This is a genomic window from Parvularcula mediterranea, from assembly GCF_013085255.1.
GTDB lineage: Bacteria > Pseudomonadota > Alphaproteobacteria > Caulobacterales > Parvularculaceae > Parvularcula > Parvularcula mediterranea.
In genome coordinates, this window is the sequence record NZ_JABFCX010000002.1 from 947,068 (window position 1) to 965,349 (window position 18,282).

The following is an 18,282-nucleotide window of genomic DNA, read 5'->3' on the forward strand; positions in this document are numbered from 1 at the left end:
CCGGGGTCCAGAAGGGGTCGCTCACGTGCTTGTTCTTACGCTGCTCTCCCTGTCCGTCTGGCTGGTGTTGCTGTTCGGCAGGTCATGGTTCTGGCGCGCCGACCAGGTGCTGCCAGCAGCCGAGCCGCCCGAGGACTGGCCTGCCGTGGCGGTCATCATCCCCGCCCGCGACGAGGCCGAGACCATTGGCCGGGTCGTGCAGCGCCACCGCCAGTCAGGCTATCCCGGCGATCTCCGCATCTTCGTCTGCGATGACCACTCCTCCGACGACACCGCCGAAAAGGCCCTCGCGGCGAAGGGCCAGCATGAGGTTGAGGTCGTCCCTGTGCCCGACCTCCCCGAGGGATGGAGCGGCAAGCTCTGGGCCTTGCAGGCGGGCCTCGACAGGGCGGCCGAAGTCATGCCCGACGCCAGCTACGTCCTCTTCACCGACGCCGACATCAAGACGGAGACCTCGCTCCTCGAAAAGCTCGTGGCTGCGGCGGAGCGGCAGGACCTCGCCCTCACCTCGATCATGGCCGAGCTCAATGCGAAGGCCCGGTGGGGAAAGCTCCTCATCCCGGCCTTCATCTTCTTCTTCCAGAAGCTCTACCCCTTCCCTGCGGTCAACAATGAGAAGCGCCAGATGGCAGCAGCCGCTGGCGGCGTGATGCTCGTCAGGCGTGAGGCACTCGAGGCCATCGGAGGGCTCGACGCGATGTGTGGCGCTCTCATCGACGACTGCACCCTCGCCGCGAAGATCAAGGGCACGGGGCGAAAGATCGGGCTCTACCTCTCCACCTCCTTTGCAGAAGCCATCAGCCTCAGGAGCAATGAGAGCTACAGCTCCATGGAGAAGATGGTCGCCCGCTCCGCCTACACCCAGCTCGGCTACAGCCCACTTGCGCTGGCGGGCACGCTCATCGGCATGGTACTCGTCTATCTCGTCGGGCCTGGGATCTTCCTTACACTGCCTTTCCACGGCCAGGGGACGGCGGCGCTTGTCGGCCTCATCGTCTGGATAGCGATGGCCATCGCGTACTGGCCGACGCTCAAACGCTACGGCGCAAGGAAAGGCCGCGCCTTCGATCTGCCCCTCGCAGCTCTCATCTATGCCTGGTTCACGTGGCTCTCCGCATGGCGGCACTGGCAAGGCAAGGGCGGCCAGTGGAAGGGACGCAGCTACCCTTCCAGCAAGCCTTCCTGACGCAGGAACTCGAGCGCACGCCCGACGCTTTCCTCCGTAGGCCGCGCTTCAAATCCGAGCACTTCTCGCGCGGCACGGGCGTCGAACCGGACAGGCAGGCTCGCCAGTGTCACGCCGCTCGGCACAGCCTGCGGGCGCTGTCCTGTAAAGCGGGCGGTGAACGTCTCCGCCTGGGCCGCAAGCTGCGCCACGACAGGCGGGACCTCGAGCCCGGGCGGATCGATGTGCGCAAGGCTCGCCACGAGGTCCGCATAGTCCTTGAGCTGATAGTCATGGCCCGACAGCAGGTACGATGCGCCAGCATCACCCGCCACGAGCGCAGCGAGCGTCGCCGCCGCGACATCTTCCACATCCACCAGATTGATCCGTCCCCGCATCACCCCGGGCAGGCTTCCCGCCGCGATATCCCGCGTCATGCGCATGGGCGGGGTCAGGCGGTGATCGCCGGGGCCGATCAGTGCCGTCGGCCTGACGATCACCGTCTCGCTGTGCGCAGAGAGTACACCCTGCTCCGCGGCCCGCTTCGACTTCGGATAGGGGCCGATCAAGTCGAGGGGCGGCGGCAGGCTCACCCCGTCGATCACCTGCTCACCCCTGATCCCCCGCCCCATCAGGACCGTATAGGAGGAGACGAGCACAAGCCGCGCGCCCTGTTCCTTGGCAAACAGCGCCGCCATCTCCGCCCCACCCCGGTTGATCTGATCGTAGGCCGAGGGTTTCTTCTGCCAAAGGTCCGTCAGCGCAGCCGTGTGGATCACCCCGTCCACCCGGCCCACCGTCTCCCAGCTCTTGGGGTCGATCACCGATCCGATAACGGAGTACCAGGGCGCATCCTCCTGCGCCCGAAGATCAAGGCTCACCGGCTCATCACCGCGCGCATGGATCAGGCGGCAGAGATGCCGCCCCAGGAAACCTGCCCCGCCTGTGACGAGTATCCGGCTCACGGGGAGGGCTCGCAGACGAGAAGATGCTCCCCCCGCACGGAGCTCGCGACCATCATGCCGCCATCGGTCAGGACCGCTGCCGTCGCGCCTGAGAGCTGCGCGCCCTTGGGGTCGTCATAGAGAAGCTCAATCTCCTCCGTCTCCGGATCTACCAGAACGATCCGCGTCGGCGCGCGGTTCGTATGGCCATAACGATAGAGCCCGAACCGCCAAAGCGAAGGCTGCAATGCCGCGACGATGCCCTCGGAAGAAGCATTGAGGTTGTCCGGCGCACCGGGAAGGTCGATGGTCTCACGGTCGAGATTGATGAGCCGCCTCGCCCGCATCTCAGCGACCCAGATATCGTCAGCCCACGCTGCGATCCCGTTCGCGATTCGAAGACCATCGAGGATCACAGATCGGTCGTAGTCAGTCACCCTTTGAGAGCCGACAAAGGCAAATTCTTCCACATAACCATCTTCCGGATGCCTCAATCGCGTCCAGAAAGAAGGATTGCAGCCTCTGCTGTCGACCGTGATATACTTCTTCGATCCCTTCCCTGATCCACCCACGGAGATCATGTCGTTTGAAGCACAGTGAACCTCGAAGTCGGAGCCCTGTGCCCAGAGCGGTCGGCGTCCCTCGTCTGTAAACCTTCTTGTCTGGTAGACTTGCGTAAGTGTGGTCTTCTCGCCTTGTCGGACCAACACGGCGACACCGTGACCCGAAACGTCAACGCCGTGTGGCAGGAATTGCAGACCAGTTCCTTCGGCCCGTAGCATAGCTCCACCCCGAAGCCGCTGAGGTGTCAGAGGATAGAGATCGCCAGGCTCGTCCGTGAGCCGATCATAGGCAGATATCCAAAGAACGCCATCCTCCGAAAGCGCCAGATCCTCCGCCCCCACCACAGTCTTTCCAGTCTCCACATCGACCAGCTCAACAGTCCGGCAGTCGCTCGCTGCAAATCGCGGCTCACCAATGTCAGCGCCTGCACAGGCCGCGAGGCCGAGGAAGAGCCCGGCCCACCTCATCGCGGCACCTCATAGCCCCAGCGACCGATCCAGCGGGACCAGGCTTCGGCGATACGCTCCGTCGTCTGATCGGCCTTGCGGAAACGGTTCTTCTGGTAGCCTCTGACGCTATCGAGATAGGCAGAGAACGTCGGCGAAGCCTCGTCGAAACCCTCGAGCTCCAGCCCGTCATAGATCGTGCGGAGCGCCTCCATCGGCTCGTCATTGAGCTGGCGATAACTCACCTCGACGAAGTCCGGCGCGCCAAGCCCGGCGGTCTCCTCGGAAAACTGCGACATCATCCGGTCATAGGTTCTGAGGATTGCTCCGTCCACGTCCACATGATCGTAGGACTGGAGGGCCATCACGGGAAAGAGCTTCGCATAGAAGTTCTGCATCGACGGAAAAACGTCGAACGGGTCGCGGTGGATGTGGATGAACTTCGCGCCCGGGAACAACTTCCTCAACTGCGCGGGCCTCGCCGTGTAGACTGGATTCTTGATCAGAAGCCGCTTACCGCCGAACAGCCTGTCGAGCTTGCGCATGAAGAGGGTGAAGGCTCCCTCCCACTGGACAATATCCTCCGTTGACGCATCGTCGAAGAACAACCCTCTGTTCACGAACCAGTCGAACCGCTCCGGGAAATAAATCCCGTGATAGAAACTGAGCGGCGAGAGGTTGGCGAGGGCAATCTCGTCCTCCTGCGGGCTCGTCGGCGTCACCGGCACATTGTCAATATACCGACTATCGGGGAGCTGCCTCTCCAGCATCGGTCGCAACCAACGCCCCAGCGTAAGCATCTCCGACGGAATGCCCGTCGCAACCGGCGGAACATAGCCAAAGCCACCAAGGCTCATCACGTTGTAAAGATGCGTCGTCCCCGACCGCCAATGGCCGAGGAGGAAGATGGGCGGCTCCATCTCTTCCGCTTGCCTGAGAGAGCCCTCCTGCGCCGCCTCCAGCACCGTGAAGGGCGAGCGGCCAAGGACCGAACCCCAGATCGGCGCGAGCTTCGAGGCTGGCACGTCTCCCGCCTCGCGCAGGACCTGCGCCAGCACGGATCGCCGGGCACCGTTCAGCGGATGGGGCATGGAAAGTCCTTCGTCATGAGCCGCTTCAGTGGCCTTAGACCGCTCCTCGTCAGGGAACAAAGATCGCTTTCTGTCCGGAAAGTAATGTTAAGGGAGTGTTCGTGAGCGATTTGAACCCGAACATAGAAGGGGAAAAGTTCCAGGGCCTCTTATGACCACCACCCCCCTCCTAGACCGCGTCGTTTATCCTTCTGACCTCCGCACTTTGGCGAAGTCAGACCTTCGGCAGCTTTGTGATGAGCTTCGTTCGGAGGTGATTGATGCTGTGTCCTGCACGGGCGGGCATCTTGGCTCTGGGCTTGGTGTGGTCGAGCTGACGGCGGCTATCCATTATGTCTACGACACGCCGCGGGACCGGTTGATCTTTGACGTCGGGCACCAGTGCTACCCCCACAAGGTGCTCACCGGACGGCGGGAGCGGATCAGGACCCTGCGCCAGAAGGATGGCCTCTCGGGCTTCACCAAGCGCTCCGAGAGCCCCTACGACCCCTTCGGCGCGGCCCATGCGGCCACCTCGATCTCGGCGGCCCTCGGCATGGCCGTGGCGCGGGACCTCAAGGGGGAGCAGGACCGCAACAGCCCTGACGATGCGGCCACGGGCGGCGGCGCCAAGAATGACGACCGCCGGGTGATCGCGGTGATCGGCGATGGCTCCATGTCGGCGGGCATGGCCTATGAGGCGATGAACAATGCCGGGGACACAGGCGGACAGCTGACCGTCATCCTCAACGACAACGAGATGTCGATCGCCCCGCCGGTGGGGGCCATGTCGGCCTATCTCGCAAGGGCTGCCAGCTCGGGCAGCTATCAGGGCTTCCGCAACCTCGCCAAGCAGCTGACCAAGCGCCTGCCTCCGCGCCTCCGGGACATGGCAGGCAAGGCGGAGGAGTATGGCCGCGCCATGGTGACCGGCGGCGGCACCCTCTTCGAGGAGCTGGGCTTCTATTATGTCGGCCCGATCGACGGGCACAATCTCGACCACCTTCTGCCCGTTCTTGAGAACGTGAAGAACATCACCGACCGGCCCGTGCTGGTCCATGTCGTCACGCAAAAGGGCAAGGGCTACCAGCTCGCCCAGGACAAGGGCGACAAGCTCCACGCGGTCTCGAAGTTCGACGTCATCTCCGGTGAGGAGGTCAAGAAGACCTCGAACGCGCCGAGCTACACAGGCGTCTTCGCAGGCCAGCTGATCGAAGAGGCCAAGAAGAACGAGCGCATCGTCGGCATCACCGCGGCCATGCCGTCCGGCACCGGCATCGACAAGTTCATGAAGGCGTTCCCGGACAGGACCTTCGACGTCGGCATCGCCGAGCAGCACGCGGTGACCTTTGCAGCGGGCTTGGCGGCCGAAGGCATGGTGCCCTTCTGCGCGCTCTACTCGACCTTCCTGCAGCGCGCCTATGACAGCGTCGTCCACGACGTGGCGCTCCAGAACCTGCCCGTGCGCTTTGCCATGGATAGGGCAGGGCTCGTCGGCAATGACGGTGCGACCCATGCGGGGGCCTATGACACGGCCTACTTGGGCTGCTTGCCGAACATGGTGCTGATGGCCTGCGGCGATGAAGCTGAGCTCCAGGCCATGACCCGCACGGCGGCGGAGTTCGACGAGCACCCCATTGGGTTCAGGTTCCCAAGGGGCGAGGGCATGGGCGTCGACATGTACGCGCCCGAAGACGTGCCGCTCCTCGAGATCGGCAAGGGCCGCATCGTGGCCGAGGGCACCAAGGTCTGCCTCCTGAACTTCGGCGGACGTTTGGGTGAATGCATGAAGGCCGCAGACCTCCTCGAGGCCCGCGGGCTCTCCACCACCGTGGCCGATGCCCGGTTCGCCAAGCCCCTGGACGAAGACCTGATCCGCCGCCTCGCCAAGGAGCACGAGGTCCTGATCACCGTCGAGGAAGGCTCGATCGGCGGCTTCGGCTCCTTCGTCCTCGAGTTCCTGAACCGCGACGGCCTCCTCGATGCCGGTGCCCTCAAGGTGCGCACCATGCACCTCCCCGACATCTACCAGGATCAGGCCAGCCCCAAAGAAATGTACGAAGAAGCCCGCCTCCAGGCCGAACACATCACCGAACAGGCCTTGATGGCGTTTGGACAGGCAGCTGCAACCGGCACAGGAAACCTTCGCGCCTGACCTCATTCGCTGGTAGGGGCGACGGTGCCGCTACCAGCTCAACCCGACGCGGCGAGCTGCCGACGAGACTTCCATGCTGCGCACGACCCTTCTCATCGCCCTGACGCTCGCCTCGGCGGCCTGCACCACGAAGCCTCAGCGCCTCGAACCGCAGCCGCAGATCGTCGAGCCCTATGACCCTTGGGAGGGCTATAACCGGCGCGCCCTCAAGGCGAACGCCATCGTCGACGACCTCTATATCGAGCCGGCAGCGGACATTTATCAGTTCCTCGTCCCGGCGCCCGTTCGCAGGAGCGCTGCGAACTTCACCACCAACCTCCTCGCGCCAAGCTGGGTCCTGAATGAAGTCCTGCAGCTCGACTTCAAGGATGCCGGGCACACCACCGCGCGGTTCCTCGTCAACTCCACCGTCGGCGTCGCGGGCCTCTTTGACCCTGCGACCGGATGGGGGCTCGAGGCGCGTCCCGAGGACTTCGGCCAGACCCTTGGCAATTGGGGTGTCCCGCCCGGGCCCTATTTCATTGCGCCGGTGGTTGGCCCGACCAATGCCCGGGGTGTCGTTGGCTCCCTTGCGCGCATTGGCCTGACGCCGGATACCCAGATCCTTTTGCCCGAGGGGCTTGAGTACCGCGTCGGCTTTGTCGGCCAGCGCACCGCCCAGAAGCGGATCGAAGGCGATGCGACCCTCGAGCGGGTCTTCACCGAAGAAGACGGTTACATCCTCCTCCGAAGCCTCTACCTGCAGGAGCAAGGTGCACAGCTTCACGAGGATGGCGACCCCTATGCCAACCTGCCGGACTTCTAATCCCGGACCCGTTTCGTCATGAAAACAGTCTTTCTCGACGCAGGTCTCTGGCGCCTGATGTCCTTTTCGCGTGCCCGCCCGTTTCTCGTGGCGGGCTTCTGGGCGCTAATGACGGCCTTTGCCATCTGGCGGGTGGTCACCGGGATCTCGATCAACACCGACAGCTCGGATATGATCAGCCCCAAGGCGCCATTCCGCGTCGCGGCCACCGAGTTCAAAGCGGCCTTCCCCGATCTTGGCGACCAGGTGGTGGTCGTCGTCCAGTCCGGCACGCCTGACGAAGCTTCGGCCTTCACCGACGAGCTGGCCCAGCGCCTGATCGCGCGAGACGAGGTCTCCGCCCTCCTCGCGCCGCCGTCCGAGCCTTTCTTCAAGGAGAACGGTCTCCTCTTCCTCTCGGTGGAAGAGCTCGAAGACCTTCTTCTGAGGCTCACCAATGCCGCCCCGCTTATCGAGCGGCTCGGGCCAGATCCAACACTCGCCACCCTCTTCGATGCCCTGGCTGAAGCGGCAGAGCAGGGGGACAGCGCGGACCCCGAAACCCTCGATGCGCTCTATGCGCAGCTGACGGAAGTTCTGACGACGGAGGACAAGTCCCTCTCGTGGGAAACGCTCCTCAGCCCCGGTGAGCCTCCCGAGGCGCAAGTTCTTTTCAGCCTCGACCCGGTCCTCGACTACACCAAGCTCAAGCCGGCCAAGGCCGTGAAGGAAGCGATCCTCCAAGAAGCCGACGCGGTGCGCTCCGAAACAGGTCTCGAAGCACGGGTGCTGATCACAGGCGATCCAGTCCTTCGCACCGAAGAGCTGGAGGCGGTCTCCTCAGGCACCGGTCTTGCCCTCGGCCTGTCGGCGATCTTCGTCGCGATCCTCCTGAGCTTCGCCTTCCGCTCCGCACGGCTCGTGGCGGCCACCCTCGTGACCATCGCCGTGTCGGTGATCCTGACAGCAGGCATCGCCGTTGCGCTCTTCGGGCAGCTGAACCTGATCTCCGTGGCGTTCGCCGTCCTTATGGTGGGCCTTGGAGCAGATTTCTCGATCCACCTCCTGATCCACATCCGTGACGAGCGGGCCAAGGGCGTCTCCGAGCGGGCCGCAGGCTACCGGACCTCGCGTATGATCGGCACGGCGCTCATGCTCACCGCCCCAACGACGGCGCTGGCCTTCTTTTCCTTCGCGCCCACCGAGTTCATCGGCATGAATCAGCTCGGCGTCATCGCAGGCTTTGGCGTCATGACCGCGTTTCTCGTGGCCGTGACGCTGCTCCCTGCCGTCGTGAAGATCGGCGATGGCGCGAAGCCCATGGCCGAGCTACCCGAGGACCGCCTGCGCAAGATCGTGCCGCCCGCTGGCCTCATCGTCGGGGGCCTTGGCGTAGCGTCGCTATTCCTTCTGCCCTGGGCCCGTTTTGACGCCGATCCCATGGCCCTCCGCGCCAAGACGGCGCCTTCGGTCATCGCCTTCGACGTGGTGGTCGAGGATGAGAAGGCGACACCCTACCGCCTCAACGTCCTGGCCGAGAGCGAAGACGAACTTCTCGCCCGCGCCGAACGCCTGAAGGCTCCGGCGAGCGTCGACAGCGTCCGCCATCTCTTCTCCTTCGTGCCGGAGGAGCAGGACCTGAAGCTTTCGCTCATCGACGCGGCGAGCGTCGGCCTCGGCTTCGCCCTCATCGCAGGCGGTGACGTCGATGCGGAGTTCGAGCCTGCCTTCGCAAGGCTCATGGTCTCCCTCCGCGACGAGCAGGGGAGCCGCAATGCGGAGAAGCTGCGCACGGTCCTCGAAGGCATGAGCCCCGCCGCCCTGCGCGCCGCCGAGCCTCGGGTCTTCGAATTCTGGCCCCGCCAGCGCGAGGCGCTGCAACAGCAGCTCCGTGCCAACTATGTCAGCGTCGATGATGTCCCCCAGGTAATCCGCGACCGCTACGTCACCGAGGACGGCACCTACCGCCTCGAGATCATGCCGGTCGGCGGCGCCGTCGAACTCGACCAGCGCAGAACCTTCGTGGAGGAGGTGCTCGAAGTCGCCCCCGATGCAGCGGGCAGCGCCCGCACCGCCCTTTCAGCAGGAGACGTCATCGGCCGGGCCATGGTGCAGGCGAGCCTCACTGCCGCAGTGCTCGTCAGCCTCCTCGTCCTCGCGGTGACCCGGTCCTTCGTGGTGCTGCTTCTCCTCCTGATCCCGCTGGTTCTGGCGGGGTCCCTGACCACGGCGACGGGCACGCTCTTCGGCCTGCCCTACAATTTCGCCAATGTGCTGGTCCTGCCGCTGATCATCGGGATCGGGATCGATTCAGGCATCCACCTCGCCTTCCGGGCGGAGAAGACCGGCGATGCGCTGGAGGCGGTCAGGGGCTCGACAGGCCGGGCCGTGCTCTTCTCGGCCCTGACCACCATCGCAAGCTTCGGCAGCCTCATCATCTCCGATCACAGGGGCACGGCGAGCATGGGCGCGCTCCTCACCATCGGAATGCTCTGGGTCCTTGCCACAATGTTGTTTGCCTTACCGCCGCTCGCACAGTTCTTATATGGGCGTAGAAACAAGATTTCCGTGGGGAAGACCGCATGATTACTCGCTTTGCAGCAGCCGCCGTCGCGGCCGTGATGAGCATCTCGACCGCCATCGCAGGCGATCACCCTGAGGCTGAAGAATTTGTCATCGGCCTCGTGACCGACCTCCGCGCCAAGGCCGAGGCCGAGGGTGAAGGCTCCGCCGCTGTCCGCGCGACGCTCGAAGAGAACCTCGCCGCGGAGCAGATCGGCGCCTTCCTCCTCGCAGGCAGCGCCGCGAAGAACGCGACGGACGAAGAGACCGCCACCTATCAGGAGCTCTTTCCCCGCTATATCGCCGCGGCCTACGCTGAAGAGATCGGCCAGCTCACCTCCCGCGAGATCAACGTGAAGGCGAGCCTTGAGCGCCGTCCGGGCGACTACATCGTCCAGTCGGTCCTCGTCGATAAAGCAGGCCGCCCGCGCGCCGACATCGACTGGCGCGTCCGCAAGCTAGAGACCGGCGAGCACAAGCTCCTCGATGTCCTGGTCGAGCGCACCTCTCCCCTCATCACCCGCCGCCAGGCCTTCTCGAGCCGCGTGCGCGATGAGGGCATGGAAGGCCTCCTCACCCACATGCAGGAGACCATCGCCAAGGGCGTGACCATCGAGGAAGAGGCGGAGTAAGCCCTCTCCTCTCGCAATCGAAACAAAGGGCGGCCCTGTGCCGCCCTTTCTCATTGGGCTTGCCACAGCGCCCCTGAGCGGGAAGAGAGCGGCCGATGGACGACGCCGAACAGCATGAGAGACCGCCCCGGGCGGGCAAGCGCGTAAACCCGCGCCGCTGCTCGGCGTCAGGCGAAGAGATCGGCCCCGAGGAGCAGGCCCTGCGCTTTGTCCTCGACCCCGAAGGCCAGCTGACCCTCGACCTCAAGGGCAAGCTTCCGGGCCGCGGCGCATGGGTCAGGGCGCGCCGCGAGGACCTTCTCATGGCGCTCAAGAAGAACGGCTTCAACCGTAGCCTCAAGGGCCCGGCGAAGCTGCCCCAAGAGCACAATGCCGAGAGCTTTGCCGACCAGGTCGGCGAGGCGATCGAAGCGTCAGCTCTCGCAAGACTGGGCCTCGCGCGGAAGTCCGGCCACCTCGTCATCGGCGGCGACCATGTCCGCAAGGCCGCCAAGAAAGGCATCGCTTATCTCACGCCCAATGACGTCAGCGAGCCTGAAACCGCCAAGCTGGCTCAGTTCCTTGCGAAGAGCGAAGCCATTCCCCATCTCCCCCTTCCGGCAGCAAGGCATCCGGTCTCGATCGCCCTCGGACAGGACACGGTGCACGTCCTTCTCTTGAGGGGCGGCCCGTCGGAGGCGGCTCTTTCGGCAGTTATGCTCTGGCGGTCCTTCGCCTGTTAGGCTGCCTGCCGTAACAGCCCGTCTTTTCACGGTTCGGTAGGTAGACCAAAGGGGGCCTGTCGGTTATGGGGGCGCCTCTGGCAGAGGCGACTGTTTGGCGCCGGCCAGACGTTATGGGACCCGCGCCGTTGGTCTCTTCCGACCTTGTCGGGAATGGAATGTTGGAGGCACCGGCCTCCTTTTAAGGATTGTATGAGCGACGACACGCAAGAAAAATCGACCTCGGGACGTAAACCGCTGAGCCTCGGCCGCCGGGAAACCGGTGCCGTGAAGCAAAGCTTCTCCCACGGCCGGACCAAAACGGTGGTGGTTGAGAAGAAGCGTCGCGCGGTCAGCCCTGGCGCTGCGAAAACCGGTGCCACCAAGACCACGGCGAAGAGCTCTGGCCCCAAGCTGGTGAAACCGGCTGAGGGCAAGGCTGCGGCCGAGGCGAAAAGGGTGGTCAAGGAAAGCCCTGCCAAGAAGGGCAAGGTCCTGCGCCAGCTCTCCGACGAGGAGAAGAAGAAGCGTCTCGTCGCCCTGACGAAAGCCAAGAAAGAGCAAGAAGAGCGCGCCAAGCGTCTCGAGGCTGAGCGCAAAGAGCGCGAAAAGCGCGAGGCCGACGAGAAGGCCAAGCTCGAAGCTGCTCGCAAGGCTCAGGAAGAAGAAGAGAAGAAGCGCGCCGAAGAGGCTGAAGCTCGCCGCAAGGCCGAGGAAGAAGCCAAGAAGCTCCTCGAAGCCGAGGAAGCCGAGCGCAAGCGGCGTCAGGAACTGAAGGCCAAGGGCATCTCCGATGCTTCGAAGGACCAGCAGAAGAAGGACGACCGCTCGAACTTCGCCAAAGACGACAACAACCCGCTCTCCGCGCTTGGTGGCCGCATCAAGCAGAAGCGGAACCAGCCGGGTGCGGACAACCGCAACGCCAAGGAAGCGCCGAAGCGCCGCTCGGGTCGCCTGACGATCTCGAAGGCCCTCGAGGATGACGAGCGGCAGCGTTCGCTCGCCTCGGTGAAGCGTGCCCGCGAGCGCGAAAAGGCGCGCCGGGCCAAGCGCGGCAACCAGGCTTCGCAGCAAGCCCGCGAAGTGGTCGTGCCTGACGTCATCACCGTCGCTGAACTCGCAAGCCGTATGGCGATGCGCCAGACGGACCTGATCAAAGAGCTGATGAAGCAGGGCCAGATGGTCACCGGCAACCAGACGCTCGACGCCGACACGGCGCAGATCATCGTCGAAGACCTCGGTCACACGGTGAAGCGCGTCTCGGAAGCTGACGTCGAGGACGGCCTGATCGCGCCTGATGCCGACGATGCGAAGCTTGAAAGCCGTCCGCCGGTCGTGACCATCATGGGCCACGTCGACCACGGCAAGACCTCGCTTCTCGATGCCCTGCGCGGTGCCAACGTCGTGGACGGTGAGGCCGGCGGCATCACCCAGCACATCGGTGCCTACCAGATCACCGACAAGAACAAGAACAAGATCACCTTCCTCGATACCCCGGGCCACGCCGCCTTCACGGCAATGCGGGCACGCGGTGCGAACGTGACGGACATCGTCATCGTGGTGGTCGCGGCCGACGACTCGGTCATGCCGCAGACGGAAGAGGCCATCAGCCACGCCAAGGCTGCAGGCGTTCCGATGATCGTGGCGGTCAACAAGATCGACAAGCCCGGCGTCGACCCGAACAAGGTCAAGACCGACCTCCTCCAGTACGAGGTTCAGGTCGAAAGCATGGGCGGCGAGATCCAGGACGTCGAAGTCTCGGCTCTCAAGAAGACCAACCTCGATGGCCTGATCGAAGCGATCACGCTGCAGTCCGAGCTCCTCGAGCTCAAGGGCAATGCCGACCGCGAAGCCTACGGCACCGTGGTGGAAGCCCAGCTCGACAAGGGCCGCGGCGCAGTTGCAACGCTCCTCGTCCAAGGCGGCACGCTGAAACGCGGCGACATCGTCGTCGTGGGCTCTGAATGGGGCAAGGTCCGCGCGCTCAACAACGACCAGGGCAAGCAGGTGAAGGAAGCCATTCCTTCCCAGCCGATCGAGATCCTCGGCCTCAATGGTGTGCCTGAGCCCGGTGACCAGTTTGCTGTCGTGGAGTCAGAAGCCCGCGCCCGCGAAGTCGCTGAGTACCGCGCCCGCGTGAAGCGTGAGAAAGCCAACGCGCAGAAATCGGGCACCTCGCTCGAGCAGATGATGGCGCAGCTTCAGGACGCCGAGATCAAGGACCTTCCCGTCGTCATCAAAGGCGATGTGCAGGGCTCGGTCGAAGCGATCGTCGGCTCCCTCGAGAAGATGGCCACCGACGAGGTCCGTGTCCGCGTCCTTCACACGGGCGTCGGCGCAATCTCCGAAAGCGACGTCATCCTCGCCGAGGCTTCGGGCGCTCCGGTGATCGGCTTCAACGTCCGCGCCAACAAGCAGGCGCGCGACCAGGCCGAGAATTCGGGCACCGAGATCCGCTACTACTCGGTGATCTACGACCTGATCGACGACATCAAAGGCACCCTCTCGGGCATGCTCGATCCAGAGCTTCGCGAGACGTTCCTTGGCAATGCCGAGATCCTCGAGACCTTCATGGTGTCGAAAGTGGGCCGCGTCGCGGGTTGCCGGGTCACCGAAGGCATGGTCAAGCGCGGCTCGAAAGTCCGCCTGCTCCGCGACAATGTCGTCATCCACGAAGGCGAGCTCTCGCAGCTCAAGCGCTTCAAGGACGACGTGCAGGAAGTCCCCGCCGGTCAGGAATGCGGCATGAGCTTCGCCAACTATGACGACCTCAAAGTTGGCGACTTCATCGAGTGCTTCGACGTCGAACGCATCGAACGGACCCTCGACTAGTCTTCAGGGACCGACACTGAACAAGAAAAAAAGCCGGGCAAAGCGCCCGGCTTTTTCGTGCCTGATCGCCCGATCAGCTGGCGCAGTTCGGCGGCTTCGGCCGCGAGTAGCTCGACGGGATGACACCCTCGATCGAGAAGCCGCCTTCGACAGGGCCGTAGGTCTCGATGTTCATCTTCACCCCATCAAAGCGCTTGTCCGAGGGGAGACGCACCTCCTGCCAGAAGGCGAGGATCTTCCCGACCGACGTCATCCCTTCACTGCGGTACTCCTGCCGGATCGCCCAGTACTGATCCCACTCGTGGAACTTCAGATGGAAGTGACGGTAGACCCCGCCATCGTGCCGGGTCTCACCGAGGAAGCGGGCGTCGAAATACTCCTTGAGCTGGCTTTCGAGGATATCGGGCACGATGGCGGCGGTCTCCACCACGTAGGTTTCGTACCAACCCGCGGTCTCCTCCCCCGCCTCGTCGTTCCAGCCCACGGAAATTTTGGGGCCAGCCCACCAGCGGCCCTCGCCCTCAAGCGCCACGTCGTAGGCGAAGCAGACCTGCAGCGCCTCACTGACCTCCGCCAACGGAAGGGTCTTCACGACCCGCCCAACCGAGGTGTCGAGCCCACCGCTAGGGGTTCGCTGCACCATGGTCAGCTCAAGGCGATTGCCCGAAAGCTGCCTACGGTGCTCACCCTCGAAGGCATCGCTCAGCCAGATCGACGATGTGTTCTTGCCGTCCTTGATGAGCCCGAGCTCATTCTCCGCGACCACCGGCCCGCCCGGTGTCTGACAGGCGGCAAGCAGCAATGCTGCACTAAGCAAAATGAGCGATCGCATCGGCGTTTCCCTTTTTTCGGGGATTGAAACACCGAATCTCGCGAGCGGCCACTGTTTTTGTCAGGCGCTAACACGCATCATCTCAGAGGCCGAAGCCCTCCGCGACGATGCGGGCGATCTCCTGATGCGCAGCGTTGCCGGCGGCTCCGTCAGCCAGAGGCGCATCGACGTAGGCGGCTATGATCACAGGCGGTCGGCCGTCCCCTGTCTCAACGAAGGCGATGTCGGCATAAAGACCGTTGGTGCTCGTCCCGGTCTTATCCCCGACGACCAGGCCCTGCGGGAGCCCCGCGCGCAGGCGCTTGCCGCCTGTTGCACTGTCAATCATCAGCGAACGAACCGTTGCAGCCGCGCGTTGGCTGAACCCTGACTGGAACAACAGTCGGCTCATGAGCGCCGCCATCCCGCTGGGCGTCGTTGTATCCCGCGGATCCCCCGGCCTGCTCTCGTTCAGGTCCGGCTCGTAGCGATCGAGCTGGGTCGAGCCTTCGAACTTTCGGACCTTGGCCGTGAAGCCCTCGGGCCCGCCGATCTGGTCGAGCAGGATGTTGGCGGCCGTGTTGTCGCTCCTGACCACCGCCGCATGGGCAAGGCCAGCGAGGGACATGTACCTGATGCCCTGCTCCCGCCGGGGCTCCACCTCGGGCGACCAGCCGATCAGGGGCACCTCGTCGATGCGCAACGGCTTGGCAGGGTCGAGCCCACCATTGTCGATTTCGTCGTGGATGAAGGCTGCGAGCGGCGCCTTGAACGTCGAGCACATCGCGAAGCGCTCGTTCGGCCTGTTGCTGATGACGGTCGGGTCGCCATCGCGCATCGCGTAGACGCCGACCCGGCCACCAAGGGCGCTTTCAAGAGCTGCGAAACGGCTGGGCGATGCGTGCCCGGTGCCGATGGCCAAGCTCGCTGCGCCTACGGAGAGAAGGACGGAGCGCCGGTCGGGGAGGGTGTCCATGACAGGACGGTGGCAACAATCCGGCAAAGGATCAATCGCGCGGACCAGCCTCATCCTCTGGCGGGACCACAACGATCGTTGCCGCCTCGAAGTCGATAGCCGGGACAGCGTCCTTGGTGAAGGGAACGAGGATCAAGCCGCCCTTGCCCTTGATCTCGACGATGTCACCTGCGCCATAATTGGTCACGGCACGGACTTTACCAAGGCCCTCGCCCTCTTCCGTTTTCGCATCGAGACCGATCAGGTCTTCGACGTAGAAGTCGTCCTCATCGTCAGTCTCGGGAAGAACGTCCCGCGGAACGGAGAGGAGCTTGCCCTTGAAACTCTCGGCAGCTTCGGGCGAGGAAATCTCGGCATCGCGGCAAAGAAAAACCCCGGGCTTCATCTCGCGAAGCTTCTTCGGGGTCAGGCTCGCGCCGCCCTCGGCGCGAAGCGGGCCGTAGCCGAAGAGAGCTTCAGGCTCCTCCGTATACGACCTCAATTTGAAGTCACCGCGCACGCCGTGGGTGCCCGCGAACTGGGCCACCACAACCATGCGCGGCTGGTCTTTCTGAGCCAAAGCCCAGGCTTACTCGGAAGCTTCTTCAGCCGGAGCTTCTTCCGAAGCGCCTTCAGCCTCTGCGGCAGCCTCTGCAGCTGCGGCTTTCTTGGCTTCTTCCTTCTCGCGCTTCTCTTCGATGCGCTCTTTGGCTTTCTGGCCAGGCTCACCTTTTTGCGGGTTGTTGCCGTGCTCCCACTTGATGAGATCAGCAGCGCCAAGGAAACGAGCGACACGATCGGTAGGCTGAGCGCCTTTGTCGAGCCAGTACTTGGCGCGCTCAAGGTCGATCACGACGCGGTTCTCGTCATCCTTTTTGAGGAGGGGGTTGTAATTACCGATCTTCTCGATGAAGCGGCCATCGCGCGGGTTGCGGGCATCGGTGACGACGATGCGGTAGTAAGGACGCTTCTTCGAGCCGCCGCGGGCGAGACGAATTTTGAGAGCCATGGTTCGTTCTTTCTTCTATGGTTCGTAGACTGAGTTCAACTGTTACTTCTTCTTTGGTCCGCCAAGGCCCGGAAGGCCTCCGCCAAGACCAGGGAGACCGGCACCGCCGCCTCCCCCGAGACCGGGCAGGCCACCTGCACTGCCGGGGGGCATCGCCCCGCCGCCAGGCATTCCGCCGCCGAGCATCTGGCCGAGCTGCTGGGCCATGCCCCGCTTGCCGCCTTTGCCCATCTTCTTCATCAGGGTGCTCATGCCCTGGAAACTCTTCAGCAGGCGGTTGACGTCCTGCACCTGAACCCCGGCGCCGGCCGCAACGCGCTTCTTGCGCGAGGCGTTCATCAGCTTGGGGTTCTTGCGTTCCTTCTTCGTCATGGAACGGATGATCGCTTCCTGGCGCGCCAGTTCGTTGCCGCCGAGCGCGTCGTCAGCCATGCCCTTGAGCTTACCCATACCAGGCATCATGCCCATGATGGCGCCCATACCGCCCATCTTCCGCATCTGGACGAACTGGTCAGCGAGGTCGTCGAGATCGAACTCGCCCTTCGCCATTTTCTTGGCGGCCTTTTCGGCCTTCTGCTGATCAATTTCAGCCGAGGCTTTCTCCACGAGGCCGACAATGTCGCCCATGCCGAGAATGCGGCCCGCCATGCGCTCAGGGTCGAAGACGTCGAGGGCGTCGATCTTCTCACCGACACCGGCAAACTTGATCGGCGCGCCCGTGATCTCGCGCATCGAGAGAGCGGCACCGCCGCGGCCGTCGCCATCAAGACGGGTCAGGACAACGCCCGTGACCGGCACGCGCTCCTTGAAACGTTCAGCGGTCTGAACGGCGTCCTGGCCGGTGAGGCTGTCGAGGACGAGGAGGGTCTCGGCAGGATCGGTCGCCCGCGCGATCTCCTGCACCTCGGCCATCAGCTGCTCGTCGATCGACAGGCGGCCCGCCGTGTCAAGCATCACGACATCGAAGCCCTGAAGGCGCGCCGCTTCCATGGCGCGCTTGGCAATCTGAACCGCGGACTGACCCTCGACGATCGGCAGGGTCTTCACCTCGGCCTGCTCGCCCAGCACCTTAAGCTGCTCCATCGCAGCGGGCCGACGCGTGTCGAGGGAGGCCATGAGGACCTTCTTCTTCTCGCGCTTTTGCAGCCTGAGGGCGATCTTCGCCGTGGAGGTCGTCTTACCGGAACCCTGAAGACCAACCATCAGGATCGGAACCGGAGCGGGCCTGTTGAGGTTCAGCTCATGGTCGCCAGCGCCTGCGCCGAGGGTCTCGGCGAGGACGTCGTTGACGATCTTGACGACCTGCTGGCCCGGGGTGACGGACTTCAGGACCTCACGGCCGATGGCCCGTTCCTTGACCTTGGCGACAAAGCCGCGCGCTACGGGCAGCGCGACGTCAGCCTCGATCAGGGCGACCCGGACCTCACGGAGGGCTTCGTTCACATCCTCTTCGGACAGGGCGCCGCGGCCCCGCAGGCGGTCAAAGACGCCGCCCAGTCTCTCCGAAAGTGTGTCGAACATGCCGTCCGTCCCATGCCATGGGCGATTGGACGACCGAGAGGGCGTTACCCCGTCGGAAGGAGCCCCCTGCCCCGTCCTCGTGGATCCTTCGTTTCGAAGGGAGGGGTCGTGCAGGCAGACACGGTCAATCG

At 64.1% G+C, this 18,282-nt stretch carries 15 protein-coding genes; 7 read left to right on the forward strand and 8 right to left on the reverse strand.

What is annotated here, in order from left to right; all coding sequences use genetic code 11:
* Positions 1–25 precede the first annotated feature (25 nt).
* Positions 26–1,186, forward strand: a complete 1,161-nt coding sequence (locus tag HK107_RS05130) for a glycosyltransferase (RefSeq protein WP_198912301.1) — start codon at positions 26–28, stop codon at positions 1,184–1,186.
* Here HK107_RS05130 and HK107_RS05135 read toward each other — a convergent pair.
* The 3 genes from HK107_RS05135 to HK107_RS05145 are packed head-to-tail and all read right to left on the reverse strand — an operon-like array spanning position 1,162 to position 4,210.
* A complete protein-coding gene (locus HK107_RS05135) occupies positions 1,162–2,130 on the reverse strand; it encodes an NAD-dependent epimerase/dehydratase family protein (protein WP_173197344.1) in 969 nt (322 codons plus the stop codon). The two genes, HK107_RS05130 and HK107_RS05135, sit on opposite strands and share 25 nt — an antisense overlap.
* On the reverse strand, positions 2,127–3,140 hold the full coding sequence (locus HK107_RS05140; protein ID WP_173197345.1) for a hypothetical protein: 1,014 nt from the start codon (positions 3,138–3,140) through the stop codon (positions 2,127–2,129). Before HK107_RS05140 ends, HK107_RS05135 begins: the two co-directional genes overlap by 4 nt.
* Positions 3,137–4,210, reverse strand: a complete 1,074-nt coding sequence (locus tag HK107_RS05145) for a sulfotransferase family protein (RefSeq protein ID WP_173197347.1) — start codon at positions 4,208–4,210, stop codon at positions 3,137–3,139. The genes HK107_RS05140 and HK107_RS05145 overlap by 4 nt, the downstream gene beginning before the upstream one ends.
* Positions 4,211–4,361: 151 nt before the next feature.
* Here HK107_RS05145 and dxs point away from each other — a divergent pair, with 151 nt between their 5' ends.
* The 6 genes from dxs to infB all read left to right on the forward strand — a co-directional run bounded on the left by dxs (position 4,362) and on the right by infB (position 13,855).
* Complete coding sequence (gene dxs, locus HK107_RS05150; RefSeq protein ID WP_173197348.1) at positions 4,362–6,344, forward strand: 1-deoxy-D-xylulose-5-phosphate synthase; 1,983 nt, start codon at positions 4,362–4,364, stop codon at positions 6,342–6,344.
* Positions 6,345–6,417: 73 nt separating this feature from the next.
* Positions 6,418–7,149, forward strand: coding sequence for an MlaA family lipoprotein (locus tag HK107_RS05155; protein ID WP_173197349.1), 732 nt, complete (start codon positions 6,418–6,420; stop codon positions 7,147–7,149).
* 18 nt (positions 7,150–7,167) lie between these two features.
* Positions 7,168–9,714 carry an MMPL family transporter gene (locus tag HK107_RS05160; RefSeq protein ID WP_173197350.1) on the forward strand — a complete coding sequence of 849 codons (2,547 nt, stop codon included), beginning with the start codon at positions 7,168–7,170 and terminating at the stop codon, positions 9,712–9,714.
* Complete coding sequence (locus tag HK107_RS05165) at positions 9,711–10,322, forward strand: Tgt2/MlaC family protein (protein ID WP_173197351.1); 612 nt, start codon at positions 9,711–9,713, stop codon at positions 10,320–10,322. The genes HK107_RS05160 and HK107_RS05165 overlap by 4 nt, the downstream gene beginning before the upstream one ends.
* A gap of 95 nt (positions 10,323–10,417) precedes the next feature.
* Positions 10,418–11,044, forward strand: coding sequence for a DUF448 domain-containing protein (locus HK107_RS05170; RefSeq protein ID WP_173197352.1), 627 nt, complete (start codon positions 10,418–10,420; stop codon positions 11,042–11,044).
* Positions 11,045–11,236: 192 nt separating this feature from the next.
* Positions 11,237–13,855 carry a translation initiation factor IF-2 gene (infB, locus tag HK107_RS05175; protein ID WP_173197353.1) on the forward strand — a complete coding sequence of 873 codons (2,619 nt, stop codon included), beginning with the start codon at positions 11,237–11,239 and terminating at the stop codon, positions 13,853–13,855.
* Positions 13,856–13,928: 73 nt separating this feature from the next.
* Here infB and HK107_RS05180 read toward each other — a convergent pair whose 3' ends face one another.
* The 5 genes from HK107_RS05180 to ffh all read right to left on the reverse strand — a co-directional run bounded on the left by HK107_RS05180 (position 13,929) and on the right by ffh (position 18,151).
* Complete coding sequence (locus HK107_RS05180) at positions 13,929–14,687, reverse strand: hypothetical protein (protein ID WP_173197355.1); 759 nt, start codon at positions 14,685–14,687, stop codon at positions 13,929–13,931.
* An 82-nt stretch (positions 14,688–14,769) separates the two neighbouring features.
* Complete coding sequence (gene bla, locus HK107_RS05185) at positions 14,770–15,642, reverse strand: class A beta-lactamase (protein WP_173197357.1); 873 nt, start codon at positions 15,640–15,642, stop codon at positions 14,770–14,772.
* Positions 15,643–15,673: 31 nt separating this feature from the next.
* The gene (rimM, locus tag HK107_RS05190) at positions 15,674–16,201 is read right to left on the reverse strand and encodes a ribosome maturation factor RimM (RefSeq protein WP_173197359.1); all 528 of its coding nucleotides are present in this window, start codon (positions 16,199–16,201) and stop codon (positions 15,674–15,676) included.
* Positions 16,202–16,210: 9 nt separating this feature from the next.
* Positions 16,211–16,630: a 30S ribosomal protein S16 gene (rpsP, locus tag HK107_RS16060; RefSeq protein WP_173197361.1), complete on the reverse strand. Its 420-nt coding sequence runs from the start codon at positions 16,628–16,630 to the stop codon at positions 16,211–16,213.
* Between the two features lie 42 nt (positions 16,631–16,672).
* Positions 16,673–18,151 (reverse strand): signal recognition particle protein, encoded by a 1,479-nt coding sequence (gene ffh / locus HK107_RS05200; protein WP_173197363.1) that lies wholly within the window; start codon positions 18,149–18,151, stop codon positions 16,673–16,675.
* Positions 18,152–18,282: the final 131 nt, after the last annotated feature.